We start from the raw sequence: 20,237 nt of genomic DNA on the forward strand, positions 1-20,237 counted from the left end.
CATAAGCTGCGAGGCATGGTCGATCGAGGACTGCCGACGAGCAAGATTGCCCGCAATCTCAGACGACCACATGCCTCCGTTGTGGCGATGGCAACGAGCTTGAGGCTGCCGTCCGAAAACTGAGTTCATCCCGGCACATTGCCCAACCCGCTGGGGCCGAACGGATTGGCTCCGTCTGCCCATAGGGCACCGAAGAATATCTTTCTCACAAAGCGGACTGCGCAAACTATCCGAGATGCGGCACCACGAGTTTTCGAGTCGCGTCCGCGAATTCGGCGACGACATGGCGATAAGCTGACGCTTCCTGGGTGGTCGCGGCGCGCGGCGGATAGCTTGCGCCTGCCGTCTGCAGCCGTTGCAGGCAGAATCGGTCCAACACCTGCACAAACCAGACCCAGCGATGGTCGCCGCCTGGGTCATACCCTTCGCTTCGAATGCAAGGCTTCTGACGCCTACCGGGACGACATAGACTGTATGCGCCGTTTTGCAGCAGACAGACAATGACCCGCTCGATGGGATCGATGGGATCGAGGGGATAGCCATGCTTCACTTCCCGAGATGATTAGCGGAACAATCAAAGCTCGCTTTGACATCAAACCTGGATGGGCACGAAGTGGTTGATCGCCAATACGTTCCCAGGACCCGAGACCTACGTCGACGGTGCGTACCCCATTCTTCAGAAGCGCGAGCTGTTCTGGATGGAATACACCGGCTCTCTGCTCGCGACCACTTTGTTTAGTCGCTACGCGAAACAGGCGCCGGAAGTCGCGTCGACCCAACCGCCGCAGAGATCTAGCCAAGGGACCGGGCCAGCCGCTCGGCGGGCCCGGTGGGTTGCTTCGCCCGCACGCGCGGGATCACCTCGAGCGCAAATCGGCGCATCTCGGCCTCGAACGGCTGGAATTGCAGCATGAAGAGCTCAATGCCGGCTGCATGGAAGGCCTCGATGCGCGCTGCGACCTCGTCATAGCTCCCGACCAGTCCCGCTGCCGTGCCGCCATTGCTGCCGACGCGCGGCGTCTTCTGCATCGTCTGCATCATCACGACCTTGGGGTCGGTATTCTGCTTCTGGATGGCCCTCATCGGTGCATCCTTTGCAGCCAGGCTAAGCAGCCGCTCATAGGCCGCCTGCGCCTGCTCCCGGGTTTCGCGCGCGACGACGAAGGCCGACAGACCGAAACGAAGCGGCGCCGCACCCCGCGGACGCGCGGCGACATTGGCGATCAGGCCGGCCACATCCTCCAGGGGCTGACCATTGATGAACCAGACGTCACCATGGCCAGCGACCAGGTCGCGCGCTGGCTCGGATTCTCCGCCGACATAGATGGCAGGGCGCTTGCGGTACAGGCTGGTCGGGCGCAGCGCATAGTTGGAGACGTTGAAGTGATCGCCTCTGTAGTTGAGGCGTTCACCCTCCATCAGGCGCGAGACGACCGAGATCCATTCCGTGCCGTAAGCATACCGAGCGTCATGATCTGGAAAGCCAATCCCCGCCTTCTCCAATTCCGGGCGGTTCCAGGCATTGACGAGGTTGATCGCAAAGCGGCCGCGGCTGATGTTCTCGATGCCGAGTGCGAGCTTCGCCAGCACGACGGGATGATAGAGATAGGGCTTGATCGCGGCGATGATCTCGATTCGAGTGGTCAGCGCCGCAATTGCCGCCGCGGCGCTCCAGGCCTCAAGTTGATCGAGATCTTCCTGATGTGGATTGATCGTATGTTGCGCGATCAGCGTAGAGTCATAACCGAGCTCTTCGGCTGCGAGCACCAGATCCCGATTACGCTCCCATGACGCATCATAGGGCTCTTCCGGGTCATGGTGCGCAGCTCGCGGCCCATGCACCAGCGCCCAGATGCCGAAACGAATGGGTGCAATCGCCATCATGCTCTCCCGCAACTTTCTCTCGCTATGCCATCGCATCGGTACGCGTTCTCGCCGCGGGCTGACGAAAGATCAAGCACATCCACCTCAAAAGATTTTCTTTGTCGCGCACCGGTGCCGTGACGGCAGCAGATCACTCCTGAGCGAACGACAATTGAAATAGTGCTCTATTTCTGTCGAGCCCATTTCGTGGGACATTTTCCGCGGATGGCAAGTTGTTGGAATCGCACCTCCTGCATCAGATGCAGTGCGTGGAACGGGGTCTCACGTCTTGAGCAATATCGAACTGAGCCAAATCGACTACACGGTGATCGGTGCGGATGACGCGCCGTCATCGCAGGGCAGCGTTCAATCGCCGGCGCGAGGAAGCAAGCTTGGTGCTCGCGGCCTTCAGCTCCTGTCCTGGATCGCGCCCGTGCTACTCGTCATTGTCTGGGAGGCGCTTGCACAGGCGGGATGGCTTTCGCCACAGGTTCTGCCCGCGCCGAGCAAGGTCATCCGAACAGCATTCAAGCTTGCGACCACCGGGAGCCTGTTGAACGACCTTGGCGTCAGCCTGCTGCGTGCCGCAGCCGGCTTTGCGGTCGGTGCTGCGGTTGGCGCCACGCTGGGCGTTCTTGTCGGCTTCTCGCGAATCGCGGAGGCCGCGATCGACCGCAGCGTGCAGATGATCAGGGCCGTCCCTTTCCTCGCCGCGCTCCCCCTCGTCATCGTCTGGCTGGGCGTCGGCGAAGCGGAAAAGATCTTCCTTGTCGCGCTCGGCGTCACGTTCCCGATCTACATCAACACCGTGCTCGGCATCCGCCAGGTCGATCCCAAGTTGCTCGAACTTGGTCGGGTCCAGGGCCTGAGCTCGATCCAGCTGATCAGACGCATCATCCTTCCCGGCGCGTTGCCCTCGATCCTGACCGGCGTCCGCTATGCCCTGGCCACGGCCTGGCTCGCGCTGGTGGTGGCTGAAACCATCGGTGCCCAATCGGGGATCGGCTTCCTCGCGATGGATGCGCGCGAATTTCTGCGCACAGATGTGATCGTCCTGACGATCGTGATCTACGCGCTGATCGGCGTCGCGGCCGACGCCATTGCCCGCTTTCTCGAACGTCGCCTCCTCGCCTGGCATCCGAACTACGGAGCGGAGCGATGAACGTGCACGTCGCTCCGCAGTCTTCTACGCCATTCGAATCCGGACCGGCTGTCGTTGTCAGCAACCTCGTCCGCAGCTACGGCAGCCGCGTCGTGATCGAGAAATTGAACCTGCGCATCGATCGTGGGGAGTTCGTCGCCCTGCTCGGCGAGAGCGGGTGCGGCAAGACAACGCTGTTACGGGCGCTGGCTGGGCTCGATCCCATCCAGCGTGGTCGTATCGTGGCACCCCGCCGGCCGGCCGTGGTGTTTCAGGAGCATCGGCTCCTGCCGTGGGACAATCTTTGGCACAACGTGGCGCTTGGCTTGCAGGTTCCGGATCCTCGCGAGCGCGCCGCCGAAGCGCTTACCGAGGTCGGCCTCGGTGACAGGCTCGAAGACTGGCCCCGCCATCTCTCCGGCGGGCAAGCCCAGCGGGTCGCCCTCGCCCGCGCGCTGGTGCAGCAGCCCGAGCTTCTGCTGCTTGACGAGCCGTTTGCCGCGCTCGATGCGCTGACCCGTATCCGCATGCACCAGTTGGTCCGCGAACTGGTGGCCGATCATCAGCCGGGCGTCCTGCTCGTCACCCACGATGTCGACGAAGCGATCACCCTCGCCGATCGGATCCTCGTGATGCGCAACGGCGCGATCGCTTTCGAGCATCGCGCCGTGCGTGACGGCTCGACACCTATCTCGCGCGCCGATCTCCTCGGCGAGCTTGGCGTGGTCCCCCATTCTCACAGCTAGTCATCCGGAAGGCCGACATGTCCGACTTTTCATCCGCCAAACCATCCCGGCGCAGCTTCCTCGGCTCCGCAGCTTTTGGCATTGGCGCGCTCGCTGGCATGAATATCAGCGAATTCGCCCAAGCCGCACCTGGCCGGACCACCGACACAGTTTGCCTGACCTGGGGCTTGAGCGGCCTCAACCTGATCGCCAAGGAGCGTGGCGAGTTCGAGAAAGTGCTGGCCAAGGACGGCATCAAGGTCGAATGGCTCGGCCCCTTCCCGAACCATGCGCCGACCCTGCAGGCGGTCACGGGCGGAAGCGCCGACTTCAGCTTCGGCGGCAGCACGACCCCGGCTCTCGCCGCCATCATTGCAGGCTCGCCGCTGGTGTTCACACAGTTCGTGGTCTACGAGCCCCGCACCACGGCGATCATTGCCAAGGACGGCTCCGGCATCGACAAGGTCGAAGACCTCGTCGGCAAGTCAGTTGCGGTCAACCGCTCCGGCCTTGGAGAATTCCTGCTGGTCGCCGCGCTGGAGAAGCACAAGGTTGACCGTTCCGCGGTGAAGTTCGTCTATCTCAATCCGCCTGATGCCGCGCCGGCACTTGCCTCCGGCAAGGTCGACGCCTGGTCGATGTGGAGCCCCGGCGTCGATATCGCCCGGCTTGAATACAAGGCGCACGACATCTTCCTGGAAGGCCGCGATCTCGAATTCCAGATCGACTACACGTCCTACCTGACCACTCGCAAATTCGCGACGGACAATCCCGCGCTGGTGCGGGCCGTGAACGATGCGTTCCGCGCCGAAGGGAAATGGGCTTCGGAGAACGCCAAGGACGCCGAGTACATCGCGCAGAAGACCGGCAAGTACAGCGATGAGCTCCGCGACCAGTTCATCGCGCTGAAGCGCCAGTATCGCTATTTCGCGGTCAATGACGAGCAGTTCGTCAGCGAGCTGCAAAAGGCCGCCGACTGGCTCGTCGCCCGCAAGGTTCTGCCCGAGCCGGTCAGGGTGGCCAATCATCTCGCCCAGCTTTGAGAGCCCTCCAGCCGGTCAAGGCAATGAACAAGACCTATCCACGCTCTCCCTCACGCCGTCGGAGCCGCTCAAGGCCGGCTCTCCGGAACTCAAGGCTCTACTCAACCAGATCGGGCCAGTGACCGCGTGGCGCGGGCAGAGTTGTTCTTGGACTTCCTTACTTCTGAGCAGCGCGGATCGCCCGCCGCTCGTTCAAGATCAACTGGAGTGTTTGGGCAATCGGCTTGCGTTGCCGATAACATTCTCGGAAAATGAAGACGCCGCTCAACCCGATAAGGGGAGCGGCGCTTATAGCATTCCTTGTGGTCCAGCGCTCCCTGCCAAGTACCGATATCTTTTTTGTAGTTGCTCCAAACGACCTGTGCTGCCGGATATCCAACGAGGTTTAGATCCAAGTAGCATTCAATCGCGTCGGCTCGCCCATTGATATCACAAGCGGTAATGCCCTCCGGCCCGCGTGCCGGGAAGCTCCGAAATTCGTCTAAATCGGGAAGTCGCATCGCGTGCATATTGCTCGAGAGCCTCAATTCCTGAAGTTTGCGATAGGCGTCGACCCCTTCAGCATCATTGTCGAGCAGAAACAGCACCTTATTCTGTATGTCGATACGGAGTAGGCCTTCCGCGAATTTCACCAAATTGCCTGTGCCCCAAAAATGGTGCCGCTCCTCTACATCAATAAATCGGAAGAAATCAGCGACGTCCGGCCGCAAGATTTCGAGAGCGCGACTGACGATGCGCGCATCCGATGCGCCTTCGGTGGCAACCAAAATTGATTGGGTTCACCTCGCTCCAGATTGGAATTCCTCCCTGGCGGCCCAGCCCGCGTTCACCAGCGGCCCAAATTGCCAAATAACCTCAACTTCGGCATTTGCTGGATTTGTGCCAAAAACTTGCAGCATCGCCGGCGCGCTCAGGATGCACAATTTATCCGACAGATAGCTGGCTTCCGACCAATATGAATTGAAACTGCCGCCCCAGGGGAGACGCCCAATATCATCCTGGTCGTTCGCGAGCCGACCTTGAGCGATTGCCGCGCGCTCGGGTGTGTCGAAGTCAATATAATCAGATGCGAGGGTCGAGAGGGGATTTCCTTGACCGCTGACCTGGACGGCAAGGCGATTACCTTCGAGTCATTCTGGCACAAATCCGGCTATGAGCTCTTTGTTGCGATGCGGGACTTTGCCGAGGCTTTGCCAGAATGAAGGGCGATCGGGTTATGATTGGGCGAAAGCGATGAGCGGCCCGAGATCATGATTGTCGGCCGCCTGGAGCGCTGCGATATAAGTCGCACGGGCGGCGCCAGCCGTTTGCAAGTCTGCGCTGCCCCACGTGAAGCGTTGGCCGCCAAGCTGCACGATCAACACATCGGCAGCCAATCGTGACCAGCGGCCGTTGCCGTTTGGAAACGGATGTACGGATACCAGGCGGTGATGGAAGCGAGCGGCAAGCTCGTCCGGTGGATAGGTGTTGTTCTCGACCCAATACCTTGCATCGTCGAGCACCTGATGCAACGAAACTTCGATTAGATGCGGCGCGACGCCGAGGTTGCGCTCCGTCGTTCGAAATTTTCCAGCCCAGCGCCAGACGCGTTCAAACATGCGCCGATGCAAGCTTTTGAGAAAACTTTCCCGCGTCGCAACCTTCCGTCGGCCGAATGCCCAGCGGTTTGCCGTCGCGATATTCTGCTGCTCAAGTTCGTTCAGTTCGCTGCGCAAAGTGATGTGGGTCGGGATGAGATCCTCCGGGCCGGCATGGGCATCGCCTTCAACACCATGGCCCTCTACCAGCACGATCCGATCCTGAGGCGGCTTGCTGAAGTGGTGGCCGCGATCGGCGGCGACCGCGACCACGGTGCACCCAAGCGAGAGCGCGTGCGCCTGCTGCATCAGGCCGCCCGGGCGAGCGAGCGCCGCTTCTGCCGAAGGTAGCGCGTGAGGTCCGAGAGAGGCATCGCGTTCAAGACCCTGGCGGCGGGGACACCGCCCTTGCGGGCCATCTCGACGCCCCAGTGCATGTGGTCGAGCTCCGGGATCGAGTGCGCGTCCGGATTGATGCTGAGCATGCAGCCGAAGTCGAGGGCGGCCTGGTGCCAGCGCCAATCCAGATCGAGGCGCCACGGATGGGCGTTGATGCTGCACCGCAGCGGTCTCGACGATTGCCGACCATCCGTATTTGATGTCAAATTGATCCTTGTTCTGGGTCGAGCTTTTTTGATGTCCATTTTCAGGGAGGAATTGCGATGCTGCGGGCCTGCTTCTCATGCCTCTTCGTTGCGATCGTTTCGCTATCAGCAATGGCCGCTGACGGTGATCCGAAGCAGAAGGTCGAAGCGATCGCTTCGGAATATGCTGCAAGCTTCAACAAGCAGGACGGTGCGGGAATTGCCGCCCTGTTCGCGGCGGGCGGGATCCACGTCAATCCGGCCGGTCCGCGTTCCGACATCGCGGAATTCTACCAAGGCGCGTTCAAGGCTGGGTTCGACCACGAGGAGATCACGGTCGACCAGGCATGGCCGCTGGGGTCGGACATGGCGCTTGCCATAGGGGCGTACCGCCTCGCAGGCAAAAATCAGAACGGCGCGCCCATCGAGACGGGAGGTATCTGGACGGCGACCTACGTGACCGAGGGCGGCAAGCTCAAGATTCGTTTGCTGTCGGCGATGCCCAAGCCGCCGCCTCCTTGAAGTAGGAGGTCGCCTAATGTTCGACGCGCCTACCACAGCACTCTTGCGTGCGGTCCTCGATGAAGTCTGCAAGAGCATCTCGGGGTGCGAGATCGGGATGCGCGCGCACCTCGCTTCGAAGATTTTGGAAGCCGCAACGAAGGGCGAAATCTCCCACGAACGATTGAGGCGAGCCGGGCGCAAAGCCCTGGGCGCCAACCATATGGCGCTGAGCGCAGGGGGCGGGGATGAATTTTCAGGTCACGGTCCTGAAAATCCTGGTGAGCTATCCGGACGGCTTCGCCGTCATGGCCGACCTCAAGCGCGACATGGCGATTCTGGCGACCAGCGGACGTGACTGGGCCGAACGCACCAAGCGGCTGGCTGCGCGCGTGCCCGAGCTGGACATCTTCTCGCAAGGTCTCGTCGAGAGGCTCGACGGCGGCTGGCGTATCACCGAGAAAGGCCGCGCCGTTCTCGAGATCATGGAGGCGCGGCCGGTTGCCGTGCCGGCTACCGAGCAGCCTCCCATCCGGGCGACCGATGCCTCGACGCCTGCGGCGACACCGGCGGCATCCCCCGTCGCGACGGGCCGACGCAAGCGGGACCAGAAGCGGCGTCGACGCGATCTGGTCGCAGCGCGGGCAAGGGCCAAGGCTTCGTAACGGAGCCCATCTCAGGCCAGCGTAAGAAGGCGTCGTCCGTCACCGATTTGCCGTCAGCTTCCCGCAACGCCCTCCCGGGCGACGGCCTCCACCTCGCCCAGATTGGCATGGCCGTTCGCGGCCCGCAGGAGCGCTTGGACAACGTATTTGCGGGTTTCTTGATCGACGCCGCGGGGAGCTTCCGGCAAATGGTCTCCAGCGCCTCAAACCGTAGGAGCAACAGCTTATTCCAGCTCAATTTGCGTTTGAACGGACCTGACGACCCGTTCGAAGGCAGCTTTAGCCAGCCGATCATCAGTGAGCCATTCCATTGTCCAATTCGGTCGACCCTCCAGTTCCCTGAACGTGGCGACTTCGTAAGCACCTCCGGTGCGCGACAGTGACGCCCCGAGCGTTGGGTGGTCACGCACCAAGGACCAAACCCTTGCTTCGATGTCGCGTCGGCTCGCCCTAACCGGATGCAGTTCGTACTTAGCCTGCAGGTCACTGGCAATCTGGTCGAGGCGCGCATAACAGGCCACGGATACCTTGTTGTCCTTTCCGGCGATCCCAAAGCCCCAATTTGCATCGGGGCGCGGCGTAGGACCAAATATGAAAAGATCCTCCAACTCGCCGCACTCTTCGTGCTTGCGAGCGGCCGCCAGCATCATCTGGCGCAGTTCTTCTTCACTCTTGCGATCCTTGACCACCTACATCTCCCCCGAGTACTCATGCCGTACTGCTTTGAAAACCCGTCGCCGCGCCATTCGTTATCATTGATCGGCCGTGCGTCTCACGGGCACAGCTTTTGCTGGACCCACCTCGACGCTCGCGCTGCGAGCAGCGCCATTGCGTTCGAACCGAAGCTCGACGCGGCTACCGACTGGGGTAAGGCCAATCAAATTGCGAAGCTGGGACGCGCTCCGGATCGGCGTGCCATCGACAGCCTTCACGATGTCGCCCTTTTGCAGCCCCGCTTGCTCCGCCGGCGAACCACTGGCAATCTCCGCGATCAGCGCCCCTTGATAGCTCTCCTTGGCCGCAAGATCGACTCCAAGATCGCGGATGGATATGCCGATCTGGCCGCGACGAACTTCGCCGTATTGAACAAGCTGCTCCATGACGCGGCGGGCCATGTTGATCGGCACAGCGAATCCGATTCCGACGTTACCGCCGCCCGGAGAAATGATCGCCGTATTGATCCCGACAAGTTGTCCCCTCAGGTTAATCAGGGCGCCGCCCGAATTTCCGGGATTAATGGATGCGTCGGTCTGGATGAAGTCCTCATACCCTTGCTTGCCAAGGCCGGTTCGGCCGAGGGCGCTGACAATTCCCGCAGTCACGGTCTGACCCAAGCCGAAGGGGTTCCCGATCGCGATCACGAAATCACCGACCTCGATCCGATCGCTGTCACCCAACGGGACGGCCTTGAGGTTACCTCTTTGTCCTTGCAGTTGAAGAACGGCAACGTCGGTTGCAGGGTCACGCCCAACCAATTTTGCGTCGAACTTTCGTCCGTCTTTGGTCGTGACTTGGGCCTTAGAGATCTGCGCAACGACGTGATTGGCGGTGAGTACATAGCCGCGTTCGGCGTCGACGATTACGCCCGAGCCGGTTGCCTGGACTTCCTTTTCAAGCTGCTTGGGAAGATCAAAAAACTCTCGAAAGACGGGATCACGGTAGAGCGGATTGTCCTCCTTGACCCGGGCGTGCACCGAAATGTTGACGACCGCAGGGGTGGTTTCCCTTACCACAGGCGCAAGGGTCGGAATTTGGCCGCCCCTGATATCCGGGACCTGTGCGAGAACGGGCGACCACGCGATAGAGGCGCAAAGGAGCAAGACTGCGGCGAACCGTCGATCCTTTATTACTGATGAGTTCTTCGACATGGTGAGTAAACGAGTTTGTAGAGACGGAATTCCAACGTCCGGACGATCGCACGCCCGGTCGTTGGAAAGTGTCAGCCATTGCGATTGATCGCAATGCGGCGGACATTTTTGGCTTCGGCGGATTTCGGCACGGTTATGGTCAGGACGCCGTTCTTGAACGCGGCCGAGACTTTATCCTCGTCGATGCCCTCCAGCGGGATACGCCGTTCGAAACGGCCATAGTACCGCCCGCTGAAACGACGTGCCTTGTCTTCCGATTCGGATTTTTTCTCGCCGGAGATCGAAAGAACTCCGTTCGCGATTTCGAGACTGACGTCCTTCTCCTCCAGGCCGGGCAGCTAAGCGGTGATGCGCACCTCCTTGTCCGTTTCATCGATGTCGATCTGGGGCCAGCCGAGCCCGCTCAGTCCCCGGCTCGATCCGAACGGCGCAAGATCAAAGCCGCGGAATACCTCGTCGAACATCCGGTTCATCTCGCGATGCAATGTAAGAAACGGATTCACATCGGCTCCGCGGTGAATGCCGACCTCGCGTCCGCCGTTATTCCACGGAATGAGGTCCTTGATACCCATGGTGTGTTCTCCTCAATTCAAGCGACTTCCGCCGCGAATCGCCGCGGAAGTCTGTTCTTCGCTGATGTGCGCGTTGCGTGGCGGTCAGGCCGCCTTGCCGTCGATCTGCCGGACGTTCGAAGCGGACGAACCGCTGATCGAAATCCGGCGCGGCTTCATGGCCTCGGGGATCTCGCGCACCAGTTCGATCTGCAGCAAGCCGTTGTCGAACGAGGCTCCCTTGACCTGGACATAGTCCGCCAGATTGAACTGCCGCTTGAAGGGCCGAGACGAAATTCCCTGGTACAGAAACTCGCGCTGCTGTTTTTCCGACTTCCGGCCTTCGACCGTCAACACGCTTTGTTCTGCGGTGATCGCGATTTCATCGGCCGAGAAGCCCGCCACCGCCAGCGAAATCTGGTAGCGGTCTTCGCTCAGGCGCTCGACGTTGCATGGGGGATAGTTATCCTCCGTGCCGGCCTGTTGCGCAGCGTCCACGAAGTCAAACAGGCGGTCAAAGCCGATGGTCGACCGCCAAAGGGGAGCAAAATCGTAGGTGGTCCTCATAGCCAAATCCTCCACTGAGCAAGATGGGTACGAGCAGGCGTCGGACACCCCCGGCGCCCGTCTCCACCGGGCCCCCGAAGGGCGCCCGGACCGCTTGTCGCGGCACGCTAAAAATTAGAAAAAGCCGATTCGATTTCAAGTGGGCGATCAACGATTTTCAGTGGTCGGGAATCCGCCGATATCGTTTTGCTCGCGGTCGCCCGGCTTCTGCGAAAGGCGATCACCTTCCGGCCAGGTACACCAAGCCATAACTACCGCGTGTCTGGCTTTCGACGTCCGCGAATTGGAGAGGATACGGGATCCGCCTCTCATGCTGCGCCCGCAACCCCACCCTGTTGTCACGACAAGTCGGTGTTGGCGATGCCGGCTCCCTCCACCGTCAACGCCGGCGAGCCGCACAACCTGTCTCGAACATCGCGGCCTGCAAGGCGACAACGACTGCTCCAGTCGCTGCGGCTGTGTTTGCCATCACGAGAAGAATGACCAACGGAGTAAACATGGCGATCAGTCCAGTGATCTTTTTGCGGGCTTAGGCCCGCGCCTCCCCCTGCTTCATTTCTTTCGCGCGGGAAGACGGCGGGCCATTGGCCTCATGTCGACTTGTCAGCATCGCAGCCTTTACCTTTTGAAACGCTCGCTCCTCGATTTGGCGAACCCGTTCGCGGGATATTCCATATTCCGCGGCAAGTTCTTCAAGGGTCGGCGACTCCTCGTTCAGCCAGCGCGCTGTGAAGATGTTACGTTCGCGAGCGTTGAGCTTGGCGATGGCATCGGCGAGGGCCCGACGACGATGTTTGGTCTCCTGCTCCTCGGCCAAGGTGATCTCACCGCTCGGCGCGGGATCCACAAGCCAGTCCAACGTTTGTCCGGTTTCATCCTCGTCGTGGACGGGCACATTTAGAGAAACATCTCCACGCAGGCGCCGGTCCATGGTGACAACGTCTCGCTCAGCCACCTTGAGACGCTCCGCAATCAGCCTGACCTGCTCCGGACGCAGATCGCCGTCCTGCAGCGCCGAGATCGCGCTTTTGGCTCTCCGCAGTTTGAAGAACAGCTTCTTCTGGCTGGCGCTCGCGGCGATCTTGACCAGCGACCAGGACCGCAGGATGTACTCCTGGATGGAGGCCCTGATCCACCACATCGCATAGGTGGCAAGGCGAACGCCCCGATCCGGATCAAACCGCCTCACAGCCTGCATCAAGCCAATGTTTCCTTCCGAGACAATTTCCGCGATCGGGAGGCCGTAACCGCGATAGCGCATCGCTATCTTGGCGACGAGCCTGAGATGACTGGTCACCAGGTGGTACGCTGCGTCGCGATCCCGGTGCTCGCGCCAGCGCCTTGCGTAGGCGAGCTCCTGCTCGGGCGTGAGCAAGGGAAACTTACGGATCTCGACGAGATATTTCGACAGCCCAGCGTCGACAGACGGGGCAGGTAGAGCGGCATTGTTAAACATCTTGCAAACCCCCATTAGAGCTAAGGAATTGGACTCGTTTCATCGGGCCTCAATCGACCGGCTCGATCTCGCTTGATCGAGGGGCACGCGCACGGACACGCCGGCACAGGTGCGGCGGCCGGTAAGCGGCTCGGCCTTGTGGTGAGCCCGTCGAACAACCAAGCCGTCAGGCCGCTTCGCGCTCGATCTGCTGGACGTCGGATGCGGCCAGATTGTCAATCGGGATCCGGCGAGGCTTCATGGCGTCCGGAATCTCGCGAACCAACTCGATCTGCAGCAGGCCGTTGTCGAACCGTGCTCCCTCGACCCGGACGTGGGCAGCCAGACCGAACTGCCGCTTGAAAGGTCGCGACGAGATGCCTCGATAGACGAAGTCCCGCCGTCCTTTTTCGCCCTTGCGACCTTCGATGGTGAGCACGCTCTGTTCGGCCGTCACGGTGATTTCATCGGGGGAGAAACCGGCCAAAGCCAGCGAAATCCGATACCGGTCGTCAGACAGGCGTTCTACATTGCAGGGTGGGTAGTTGGCTTCGCCGGCGGTGTGCCGGGCCGCGTCGACCAGATCGAACACGCGGTCGAAGCCGATAGTTGATCGCCACAGGGGGCTGATGTTGTAAGTCCTCATAGCCAAATCCTCCAAGGAGCAAGATGGGTACGAGCAGGCGTCGGACACCTCCGGCGCCCGTCTCCGCCGGGCCCCTAGTCTGACTGAGTCACAAAACCGCCGGCCAGAATCAGCGATGGATGAAGCATGGACCATCAGTCGAGAGGCCGACATGAGCGGGCGTGGCACCAAGACGAGCGAGAAGCGATTTGCGACGTATTTGGAAGGGCTTGCCAGTGTCATCGGTCATGCTGATCGGAAGGCGCCGCTGCGCGACTATTGCGTCGGCCTGATGGCCTGTGGCGGTCGCAAGAGCGTGGAGCCGATGGCGGCGGTGACAGCTCCGGAACGGACGGCCGCCCAGCATCAATCGCTGCTGCATTTCGTCGGCAGCGGCGCCTGGTCGGATGAGAAGGTGCTGGGCAAGGTACGTGAGATGGTCCTGCCGGCGATTGAACGCCAGGGCCCCATCGAAGCCTGGATCATCGACGATACCGGATTTCCCAAGCAGGGGCGACATTCAGTTGGAGTTGCGCGGCAATATTGCGGGCAGCTCGGCAAGCAGGATAATTGTCAGGTGGCGGTGTCACTGTCGATTGCCAACCACCACGCCAGCCTGCCTGTCGCCTATCGCCTTTATCTTCCGAAGGAATGGACTGAGGACTGCGATCGGCGGCGCAAGGTGGGCATTCCTGCCGAAGTTGGCTTCCGGACCAAGCCGGAGATCGCGCTGGAGCAGTTGCGGTGGGCCTGTGCGAGCGGCCTTCCGCGCGGTGTCGTACTGATGGACGCGGGCTATGGCAATAACAGCGACCTGCGCACGGAGATCACGGCGCTGGGATTGACCTATGTGGCGGGTCTTCTGTCGAGCACAACGGTATGGGCGCCCGGCACCGGTCCCTTGCCGCCGAAGCCATGGTCAGGCCGCGGCCGTCCACCGAAACTGATGCGCCGCAACCGTCAGCATCAGCCGGCCGCCGTCAAGGCGCTCGCGATCGGCCTGCCGGCCAAAGCTTGGCGCACCATCACGTGGCGGCAAGGAACGAACGAAAAGCTGACCTCGCGCTTTGCACGCGTGCGGGTCCGTGCCGCGCATCGTGATTATTGGCAAACCACCCGGCGATTGGAGGAATGGTTGCTGATCGAATGGCCAAAAGGCGAGGACCAGCCTACCAAATACTGGCTCTCGACATTGCCGGAGGATGTGGCATTCCGGACTCTCGTTGAGACGGCTAAATTGCGCTGGCGCATCGAACGCGACTATCAGGAACTCAAGCAAGAGGTCGGGCTCGGCCACTTCGAGGGACGCGGCTGGCGCGGCTTTCATCATCACGCAACAATGTGCATCGCAGCCTACGGATTCCTGATCTCCGAGCGGGAGACGATTCCCCCCTCAGGCGCTCGGCGCGCCCGGCCGATCCCGCTCGATCGCATTCCCGCAGATCACAGACCCCGTGGATCTGCCGCTGCGGACCCAACGTCACATTCCAAATTCGATCGCGACGATGCGACGGCGCCTCGAACATGGGCTCGTCCGAACGCTGTCGAGATGTCCTTGTTGCGCGATCAAGTTCGACCACCAGACAGATCATCGTTTGTGACGCAGTAGGACTAGCAGGGTGTTGAAAAACTCAGCCGCGTTCGCAAACGAAGGCGGAATCGTCGCCGTTGTGGATGTAGAAGTGGCCGACGAGCCTGCCCTTGGTGCCAATCATAGCCCATCCGCGACCGCAGGATGGATCATTCTCATCGTGCCCTTCCCATGAGAACTCCGCGCAGGGCGAACCGTCGCGGGTGCCGTAGCGCACGTCCAAGAAGCCCTTAAGAGCCCCAAAGGCGATTTCGCCATCGGACTTGCCCTGGAAGGTGAGATGCGCCTCTTCGACAAGATCGAGGAAGTCGCTGTCCCAGACGTCCATCTCGACGATGCGCCAACGTCCGACAAAGGCCTTGGCGAAGCCGGGCACCTTGCCCATCAGCCGGTCTCCGCGATCAACTTGGGCAGCCGCACCAGATTGTAGGCGCTGGCAGCGAAGGTGAAGGCCCATGCGACGCGATCACGGCCACGGAAGCTGGTCTTCTCTTGACCGGCGACCGTCTTGATCCAGCCGAACGCCTCCTCGATGCGCTTGCGGATGCGCTGGCTGACGGCATAGCCGCTGTGCCGGGTCGTTCTCCCGTCGATCGAAGAGCTGCGGCCGCTGGTGTTCTGCGCAACATGCGGCGTTACGTGCATCGAGCGCAGCTCGTTGACGAAGTCCTCTGCGTCGTAGGCTTTGTCGGCGCCAAGCGTGATTGCTGTCGGCCGGTCGGCACGAGGCTCAATCATGTGCAGCGCGGCCACTCGCTCGGCATGCCCGTCGGCCCGCGTCAGGCAGGCGTCGACCAGCAGGCCGTGGCGGTTCTCCATCAGCCCATGCCCGATGAAGCACAGCTTCGTCTCCTTGCCTTTACCTTTGCGGTAGAGCCTGGCATCGGGATCAGTCGTCGAAGCATGGGTGTCGTTCGAGCGTTTCTGGCCGTGGAAGTGCGCGTCAGCATTGCGCCCGCCGCCTTGCGCCGGCGGCTCGCCCGTGCCGTCCTTGGGTTTGACGCTCTTCATTGAGGCCCAGGCATCGATCAGCGTCCCATCGACCGAGAAGTGATCGCTCGACAGAAGCCTCTTCACCTTGGGCCGCTCCAGCACCGCCGCGAGGAACTTGGCCGCGATATCGCCCTGCAGCAGCCGGTCGCGGTTCTTCGAGAACACCGAATGGTCCCAGGCTGCGTCGTCGACGCCGATTCCGACGAACCACCGGAACAGCAGATCGTATTCCAGCCGCTCCATCAGAAGCCGCTCCGAGCGGATCGAATAAAACGCCTGCAACAGCATCGCCCGCAGCAGCTTCTCCGGCGGGATCGACGGCCGCCCAATCGGCGAATAGAGCGCGGCAAACTCGCGCTCCAGCGCCGCCAGCGCCTCGTTTACGATCGTCCGGATCGCTCGCAGCGGATGATCCCGCCGCACGCGAGCCTCCAGGTCAACGTAGCTGAACAGCTCGCCCGTTCGATTGTCGCCGCCGCGCACGCACCATCTCCCGAATCCCCTCGGAGCTAGTGAATCACGGTCGCCGGCCGGCGGCGAGCATCCTTTTTCAACAGCCTGCTAGGGCGCCCGGACCGCTTGTCGCGGCGAGCAGAAAACTAGCAAATCGCCTTTTGGTTTCAAGTAGAGAGCGGAGAATTTTTATCCGAAAACTAACCCAATGTTACCGAGCCACGGAGCACGTCTTCAAAATTAGGCAAAGCCATCGAGGGGTCTTCAGGGGCCTTACCAGACGCCCCTGCGTCGGTAAGCGATGCGGCAATATCGTACTGAGTTCGATCGTCAGGCGTGTAAACGCTGCAATTCCGCTTCGGCCAGTTCGACCAACCGGGTGAGCCTTTGGCGATGTTCTGCAGCGAGATCCTGTGCTTTGAGAAGTCGCCGCAATGCTCGATTGCTCTGCGTTGGCTTTCAACCACGAAGGATCGGACCCTGGCGGCCCGCTCAAATACGAGCGTCTCAGGCGGAAACCGGACGCTGGTCAGTACGTCCGACATGATCGAATAGCGAGGGGGGAGCCGGCCGGGGGATGCGATCAGCGCAATCGGTCGAGATCGCATCCCGGTGAGTGAATGAAACTAGCCGATCGCTGGTCTCTCCCTATTGCGGTCTTCCGGCATAAGCTTGATTCCCGATGGGTCCAGGATCGGTGAAAGGAGCATGTCGACCTTCAACGTGTTCACGCCGGCGCCCCACGTCAACCAGGGCATCGAATCCAGATACGGGATCGGCGGCAGCGCGATCGTCCCGAAAACCTGCCCCGACTCCGGCTTGCTGCGCGGGCCATCCACCCCCCAAGCCGCCAGCGACGGCAGGACCAGGACCGCTGTCATCGAGGCCGTGAGAATCCCGCGGACCACGCGCTGTCCGAAGGCTTGTTTGCGGTTCTCCGCATGAGCGGAGACAATGGTTTGATCTCTGATCATCTCATCCTCCAATCGGTCGAAAACTGATCCAGGCGATCGTGAGAAGGCTGAGGGCGAACATGAGCCAATGCATTACAGTCGCCCCGCTCTTGCGCGATCGAGATTGCATGCGTGTGCTCATCTGGGTCTCCTTGTGCTTTGCGTTCCTTTCTCTTTTGGTTAGTGGTTGAGCCCGGCCGGTGGCGGCCGGGCTCGATCTTGGCTAGAAGTCCATCGGCGGCGCTGCGGGCGCCGGCTCGGACTTCTTCGGCTTCTCGGCGATCAGCGCTTCCGTCGTGATCAGCAGCGCGGCGACGGAAGCCGCATCCTGCAACGCGGTGCGAACGACCTTGGCGGGATCGATCACGCCTGCCTTCGCCAGGTCCTGGTATTCGCCGCTGGCGGCATTGAAGCCCCAATTGTAGCTGGAGTTCTCCAGCAGCTTACCGACCACCAGCGAGCCGTCTTCGCCGGCGTTCTGCACAATCTGCCGCGCCGGCACCTGGATCGCGCGGCGCACGATGTCGACGCCGGCCTTCTGGTCGGCATTCACGGTCTTGATGGCATCGAGCGCCTTCAGGCCGCGCAGCAGCGCGACGCCGCCGCCGGGCAGGATGCCTTCCTCGACTGCCGCCCTGGTCGCGTGCATCGCGTCATCGACGCGATCCTTGCGTTCCTTGACCTCGACTTCGGTCGCGCCACCAACGCGGATCACCGCGACGCCGCCGGCGAGCTTCGCAAGCCGCTCCTGCAACTTCTCGCGATCGTAGTCGGAGGTAGTCTCCTCGATCTGCATCTTGATCTGGGTGACGCGGGCCTCGATGTCCTTCTTGGACCCCGCACCGTTGACGATGGTCGTGTTCTCCTTGTCGATGACGACCTTCTTGGCGCGGCCGAGCATCTTGAGCGTGACGTTCTCGAGCTTGATGCCGAGATCCTCCGAGATCGCCTGGCCACCCGTCAGGATCGCGATGTCCTCCAGCATGGCCTTGCGACGATCGCCGAAGCCGGGCGCCTTCACGGCCGCGACCTTCAACCCGCCGCGCAGCCGGTTGACGACGAGGGTCGCGAGCGCTTCACCTTCGACATCCTCGGCAACGACGAGCAGCGGCTTGCCGGACTGCACGACGGCTTCGAGCAGCGGCAGCATGGACTGCAGGGTCGACAGCTTCTTCTCATGGATCAGGATGTAGGGGTCTTCGAACTCGACCCGCATCTTCTCGGCATTGGTGACGAAGTAGGGTGACACATAGCCGCGATCGAACTGCATGCCTTCGACCACCTCGAGCTCGGTATCGAGGCTCTTGGCTTCCTCTACGGTGATGACCCCGTCGTTACCGACCTTCTGCATGGCGTCGGCAAGAAAGCGACCGATCTCGATATCGCCATTGGCCGAGATGGTCGCGATCTGGGCGATCTCCTCGTTGGTGGTGACTTTCTTGGCGTGCGCCTTCAAATCATTGACGATGGCTTCGACGGCCAGATCGATGCCGCGCTTGAGGTCCATCGGGTTCATGCCGGCGGCGACGGACTTCGCGCCTTCCTTGACGATGGCCTGGGCCAGCACGGTCGCGGTGGTGGTCCCGTCGCCCGCGAGGTCACTCGTCTTGGAGGCGACCTCCCGCACCATCTGCGCGCCCATGTTCTCGAACTTGTCCTCCAATTCGATCTCCTTGGCGACGGTCACGCCATCCTTGGTGATGCGCGGCGCACCGAAGGATTTCTCGATCACGACATTCCGCCCCTTGGGGCCGAGCGTGACCTTGACCGCATTCGCCAGCGTATCCACTCCCCGCAGCACCCGGTCACGGGCGTCTGTGGAGAATTTCACCTCCTTGGCAGCCATGTTCGTTGCTCCTCTCTCCTCAATGACTGTCGGCTTCGCAAGTTGTGCTCAGGCGGCCTTCTTGACCGAGCCGGTCTTGTCGACCACGCCCAGAAGATCGCTCTCCTTCATGATCAAGTAGTCCTGGCCGTCGATCTTCACTTCGGTACCCGACCATTTGCCGAACAAAACGCGGTCTCCCGGCTTGACATCGATCGGGATCAACTGGCCTTGCTCGTTTCTGCCACCGGAGCCCGCGGCGATGATCTCGCCTTCCTGCGGCTTCTCCTTTGCGGTGTCGGGAATGATGATGCCGCCGGCGGTCTTTTCCTCGGCATCAATGCGGCGCACAAGCACGCGGTCGTGCAGTGGGCGGAAATGCATGCACATCCTCCATGTCAGTTCAGCGATGTCCAAAAACCGGGTCCGGGCAACCGGCCCCCGGGCGAAAACGACCTAGGATCCGAAAAACGGCCGTTCAAGAGGTCTTTGAAAAATTTTTGTCACTCCGGCCGTCCGACTGCCAACCGCGGTCTTGAACGGCGAATTTGGCGCGACCAGTTGATCTTCCATTCACCGCCCTCCCTCCGTAGCTGACCGCGGATTGAGGTCGTCTGCGCAATGTTGGACTCCGCCAAGAACGACGACCATGGACGACTATCGCGACCTGGTGATTGCTGGTCTGGCCGTGCTGTGTGCGGGTCTCATGTTGGTCGCCGGCCTCCTGTTCATTCTGGGTTCGTCCGACGGGTCAAAACCGGCGGAGATCGAGCCGCCAAGCCCGCAGGTCGCTGCATCGAGTCCTTTGGAGATGGCGCCGGCGAAGCACCATTCGATCGCCAATTTCAGATGAAGGCAAACTGAGGCGCGGTGCCCGAAGCCCCGGCGAGATGAAAGCGCGCCATTGTTGCCGATCCTGCGGCTTGAAGATCAAAGGCCAATTTCAGATGCCTGGGTCATCGTCGCTTCTTTACCTGCTTTCGCTTGGCCTTCAACACGTCCGCTTGAGTGCGATAGGCCTTTGCCAAGTTCAAAAGGTTTGCATCAGCGGTCACTCTCGCCTTTCGCTCGGCTTTGTCGGCCTGCTTGCGCAAGAATTTGGTTGCCTTTGCCATGGCATCAACCTCTGACTTATTCTTCAACATCCATGATCGCGCTACCTCTGTTTCGGAAAGATAGGCGAGGCGCCTCGCCGTGAGCGGGCCGACAACCTGCGCGAAGTCAGCTTGCCTTTCTGTCGACATGCTCGAAGGATGCTGCCGTAATCTGCGGCTCCT

Annotated in this window: 22 protein-coding genes and 3 pseudogenes; 8 read left to right on the forward strand and 17 right to left on the reverse strand. The window is 61.3% G+C overall.

Annotation, left to right across the window (positions count from 1 at the left end; translation table 11 throughout):
• Positions 1-792 precede the first annotated feature (792 nt).
• Positions 793-1,881: an LLM class flavin-dependent oxidoreductase gene (locus EI171_RS09565; protein ID WP_161533207.1), complete on the reverse strand. Its 1,089-nt coding sequence runs from the start codon at positions 1,879-1,881 to the stop codon at positions 793-795.
• A gap of 397 nt (positions 1,882-2,278) precedes the next feature.
• On the opposite strand from EI171_RS09565, the gene EI171_RS09570 reads away from it, so the two are divergent.
• The 3 genes from EI171_RS09570 to EI171_RS09580 are packed head-to-tail and all read left to right on the forward strand — an operon-like array spanning position 2,279 to position 4,772.
• Positions 2,279-3,025 carry an ABC transporter permease subunit gene (locus EI171_RS09570; protein ID WP_246740617.1) on the forward strand — a complete coding sequence of 249 codons (747 nt, stop codon included), beginning with the start codon at positions 2,279-2,281 and terminating at the stop codon, positions 3,023-3,025.
• Complete coding sequence (locus EI171_RS09575; RefSeq protein WP_161533208.1) at positions 3,022-3,750, forward strand: ABC transporter ATP-binding protein; 729 nt, start codon at positions 3,022-3,024, stop codon at positions 3,748-3,750. Before EI171_RS09570 ends, EI171_RS09575 begins: the two co-directional genes overlap by 4 nt.
• A 17-nt stretch (positions 3,751-3,767) precedes the next feature.
• Entirely contained in the window at positions 3,768-4,772 is a 1,005-nt protein-coding gene (locus EI171_RS09580) for an NrtA/SsuA/CpmA family ABC transporter substrate-binding protein (RefSeq protein ID WP_161533209.1), read from the forward strand.
• Between the two features lie 101 nt (positions 4,773-4,873).
• Here the strand turns inward: EI171_RS09580 and EI171_RS09585 are convergent, their stop codons facing one another.
• From EI171_RS09585 to EI171_RS09600, 4 genes and pseudogenes are all read right to left on the reverse strand, one after another.
• The gene (locus tag EI171_RS09585) at positions 4,874-5,539 is read right to left on the reverse strand and encodes a hypothetical protein (RefSeq protein ID WP_161533210.1); all 666 of its coding nucleotides are present in this window, start codon (positions 5,537-5,539) and stop codon (positions 4,874-4,876) included.
• A 12-nt stretch (positions 5,540-5,551) separates the two neighbouring features.
• Complete coding sequence (locus EI171_RS46665; protein ID WP_161536950.1) at positions 5,552-5,830, reverse strand: HEPN/Toprim-associated domain-containing protein; 279 nt, start codon at positions 5,828-5,830, stop codon at positions 5,552-5,554.
• A gap of 156 nt (positions 5,831-5,986) precedes the next feature.
• Positions 5,987-6,658, reverse strand: coding sequence for a mobile mystery protein B (locus EI171_RS09595; RefSeq protein WP_161533211.1), 672 nt, complete (start codon positions 6,656-6,658; stop codon positions 5,987-5,989).
• A pseudogene (locus EI171_RS09600) lies at positions 6,658-6,903 on the reverse strand (DNA polymerase/3'-5' exonuclease PolX); the annotation flags it as partial. The pseudogene EI171_RS09600 and the gene EI171_RS09595, both read right to left, overlap by 1 nt.
• A gap of 108 nt (positions 6,904-7,011) precedes the next feature.
• Here EI171_RS09600 and EI171_RS09605 point away from each other — a divergent pair.
• The 3 genes and pseudogenes from EI171_RS09605 (at position 7,012) to EI171_RS09610 (ending at position 8,099) form a co-directional block, all read left to right on the forward strand.
• A complete protein-coding gene (locus tag EI171_RS09605; protein ID WP_161533212.1) occupies positions 7,012-7,455 on the forward strand; it encodes a DUF4440 domain-containing protein in 444 nt (147 codons plus the stop codon).
• A 16-nt stretch (positions 7,456-7,471) separates the two neighbouring features.
• Positions 7,472-7,667: pseudogene (locus tag EI171_RS45430) on the forward strand (hypothetical protein).
• Positions 7,668-7,682: 15 nt separating this feature from the next.
• Positions 7,683-8,099 (forward strand): hypothetical protein, encoded by a 417-nt coding sequence (locus EI171_RS09610; RefSeq protein ID WP_011087993.1) that lies wholly within the window; start codon positions 7,683-7,685, stop codon positions 8,097-8,099.
• 224 nt (positions 8,100-8,323) lie between these two features.
• On the opposite strand, the gene EI171_RS09615 is transcribed toward EI171_RS09610, so the two are convergent.
• The 6 genes and pseudogenes from EI171_RS09615 to EI171_RS09640 all read right to left on the reverse strand — a co-directional run bounded on the left by EI171_RS09615 (position 8,324) and on the right by EI171_RS09640 (position 13,166).
• Positions 8,324-8,788: a hypothetical protein gene (locus EI171_RS09615; protein ID WP_011087992.1), complete on the reverse strand. Its 465-nt coding sequence runs from the start codon at positions 8,786-8,788 to the stop codon at positions 8,324-8,326.
• Between the two features lie 63 nt (positions 8,789-8,851).
• Positions 8,852-9,967: a trypsin-like peptidase domain-containing protein gene (locus EI171_RS09620; protein WP_161533213.1), complete on the reverse strand. Its 1,116-nt coding sequence runs from the start codon at positions 9,965-9,967 to the stop codon at positions 8,852-8,854.
• A 71-nt stretch (positions 9,968-10,038) separates the two neighbouring features.
• Positions 10,039-10,539 (reverse strand): annotated as a pseudogene (locus EI171_RS09625) (Hsp20/alpha crystallin family protein).
• Positions 10,540-10,623: 84 nt separating this feature from the next.
• Positions 10,624-11,085: an Hsp20 family protein gene (locus EI171_RS09630; protein ID WP_161533214.1), complete on the reverse strand. Its 462-nt coding sequence runs from the start codon at positions 11,083-11,085 to the stop codon at positions 10,624-10,626.
• Between the two features lie 529 nt (positions 11,086-11,614).
• On the reverse strand, positions 11,615-12,541 hold the full coding sequence (gene rpoH / locus EI171_RS09635) for an RNA polymerase sigma factor RpoH (RefSeq protein WP_161533215.1): 927 nt from the start codon (positions 12,539-12,541) through the stop codon (positions 11,615-11,617).
• Positions 12,542-12,707: 166 nt separating this feature from the next.
• Positions 12,708-13,166, reverse strand: a complete 459-nt coding sequence (locus tag EI171_RS09640) for an Hsp20 family protein (protein WP_011087986.1) — start codon at positions 13,164-13,166, stop codon at positions 12,708-12,710.
• A gap of 151 nt (positions 13,167-13,317) precedes the next feature.
• On the opposite strand from EI171_RS09640, the gene EI171_RS09645 reads away from it, so the two are divergent.
• Complete coding sequence (locus EI171_RS09645) at positions 13,318-14,754, forward strand: IS701 family transposase (RefSeq protein ID WP_161536951.1); 1,437 nt, start codon at positions 13,318-13,320, stop codon at positions 14,752-14,754.
• Positions 14,755-14,776: 22 nt separating this feature from the next.
• Here EI171_RS09645 and EI171_RS09650 read toward each other — a convergent pair whose 3' ends face one another.
• From EI171_RS09650 to groES, 5 genes are all read right to left on the reverse strand, one after another.
• Positions 14,777-15,121 (reverse strand): hypothetical protein, encoded by a 345-nt coding sequence (locus EI171_RS09650; protein WP_161533216.1) that lies wholly within the window; start codon positions 15,119-15,121, stop codon positions 14,777-14,779.
• Complete coding sequence (locus EI171_RS09655) at positions 15,121-16,212, reverse strand: IS5 family transposase (RefSeq protein ID WP_161533217.1); 1,092 nt, start codon at positions 16,210-16,212, stop codon at positions 15,121-15,123. Before EI171_RS09655 ends, EI171_RS09650 begins: the two co-directional genes overlap by 1 nt.
• A 596-nt stretch (positions 16,213-16,808) precedes the next feature.
• Positions 16,809-17,156: a hypothetical protein gene (locus EI171_RS09660; RefSeq protein ID WP_161533218.1), complete on the reverse strand. Its 348-nt coding sequence runs from the start codon at positions 17,154-17,156 to the stop codon at positions 16,809-16,811.
• 202 nt (positions 17,157-17,358) lie between these two features.
• Positions 17,359-18,981, reverse strand: a complete 1,623-nt coding sequence (groL, locus tag EI171_RS09665; protein WP_161533219.1) for a chaperonin GroEL — start codon at positions 18,979-18,981, stop codon at positions 17,359-17,361.
• A 48-nt stretch (positions 18,982-19,029) separates the two neighbouring features.
• Complete coding sequence (gene groES, locus EI171_RS09670) at positions 19,030-19,344, reverse strand: co-chaperone GroES (protein ID WP_028171493.1); 315 nt, start codon at positions 19,342-19,344, stop codon at positions 19,030-19,032.
• Between the two features lie 265 nt (positions 19,345-19,609).
• On the opposite strand from groES, the gene EI171_RS09675 reads away from it, so the two are divergent.
• The gene (locus EI171_RS09675) at positions 19,610-19,813 is read left to right on the forward strand and encodes a hypothetical protein (RefSeq protein WP_097669666.1); all 204 of its coding nucleotides are present in this window, start codon (positions 19,610-19,612) and stop codon (positions 19,811-19,813) included.
• A 103-nt stretch (positions 19,814-19,916) separates the two neighbouring features.
• On the opposite strand, the gene EI171_RS44630 is transcribed toward EI171_RS09675, so the two are convergent.
• Complete coding sequence (locus EI171_RS44630; RefSeq protein ID WP_202633240.1) at positions 19,917-20,204, reverse strand: hypothetical protein; 288 nt, start codon at positions 20,202-20,204, stop codon at positions 19,917-19,919.
• Between the last annotated feature and the right edge of the window lie 33 nt (positions 20,205-20,237).

The sequence above is a fragment of the Bradyrhizobium sp. LCT2 genome (genome assembly GCF_009931255.1).
Lineage (GTDB): Bacteria > Pseudomonadota > Alphaproteobacteria > Rhizobiales > Xanthobacteraceae > Bradyrhizobium > Bradyrhizobium diazoefficiens.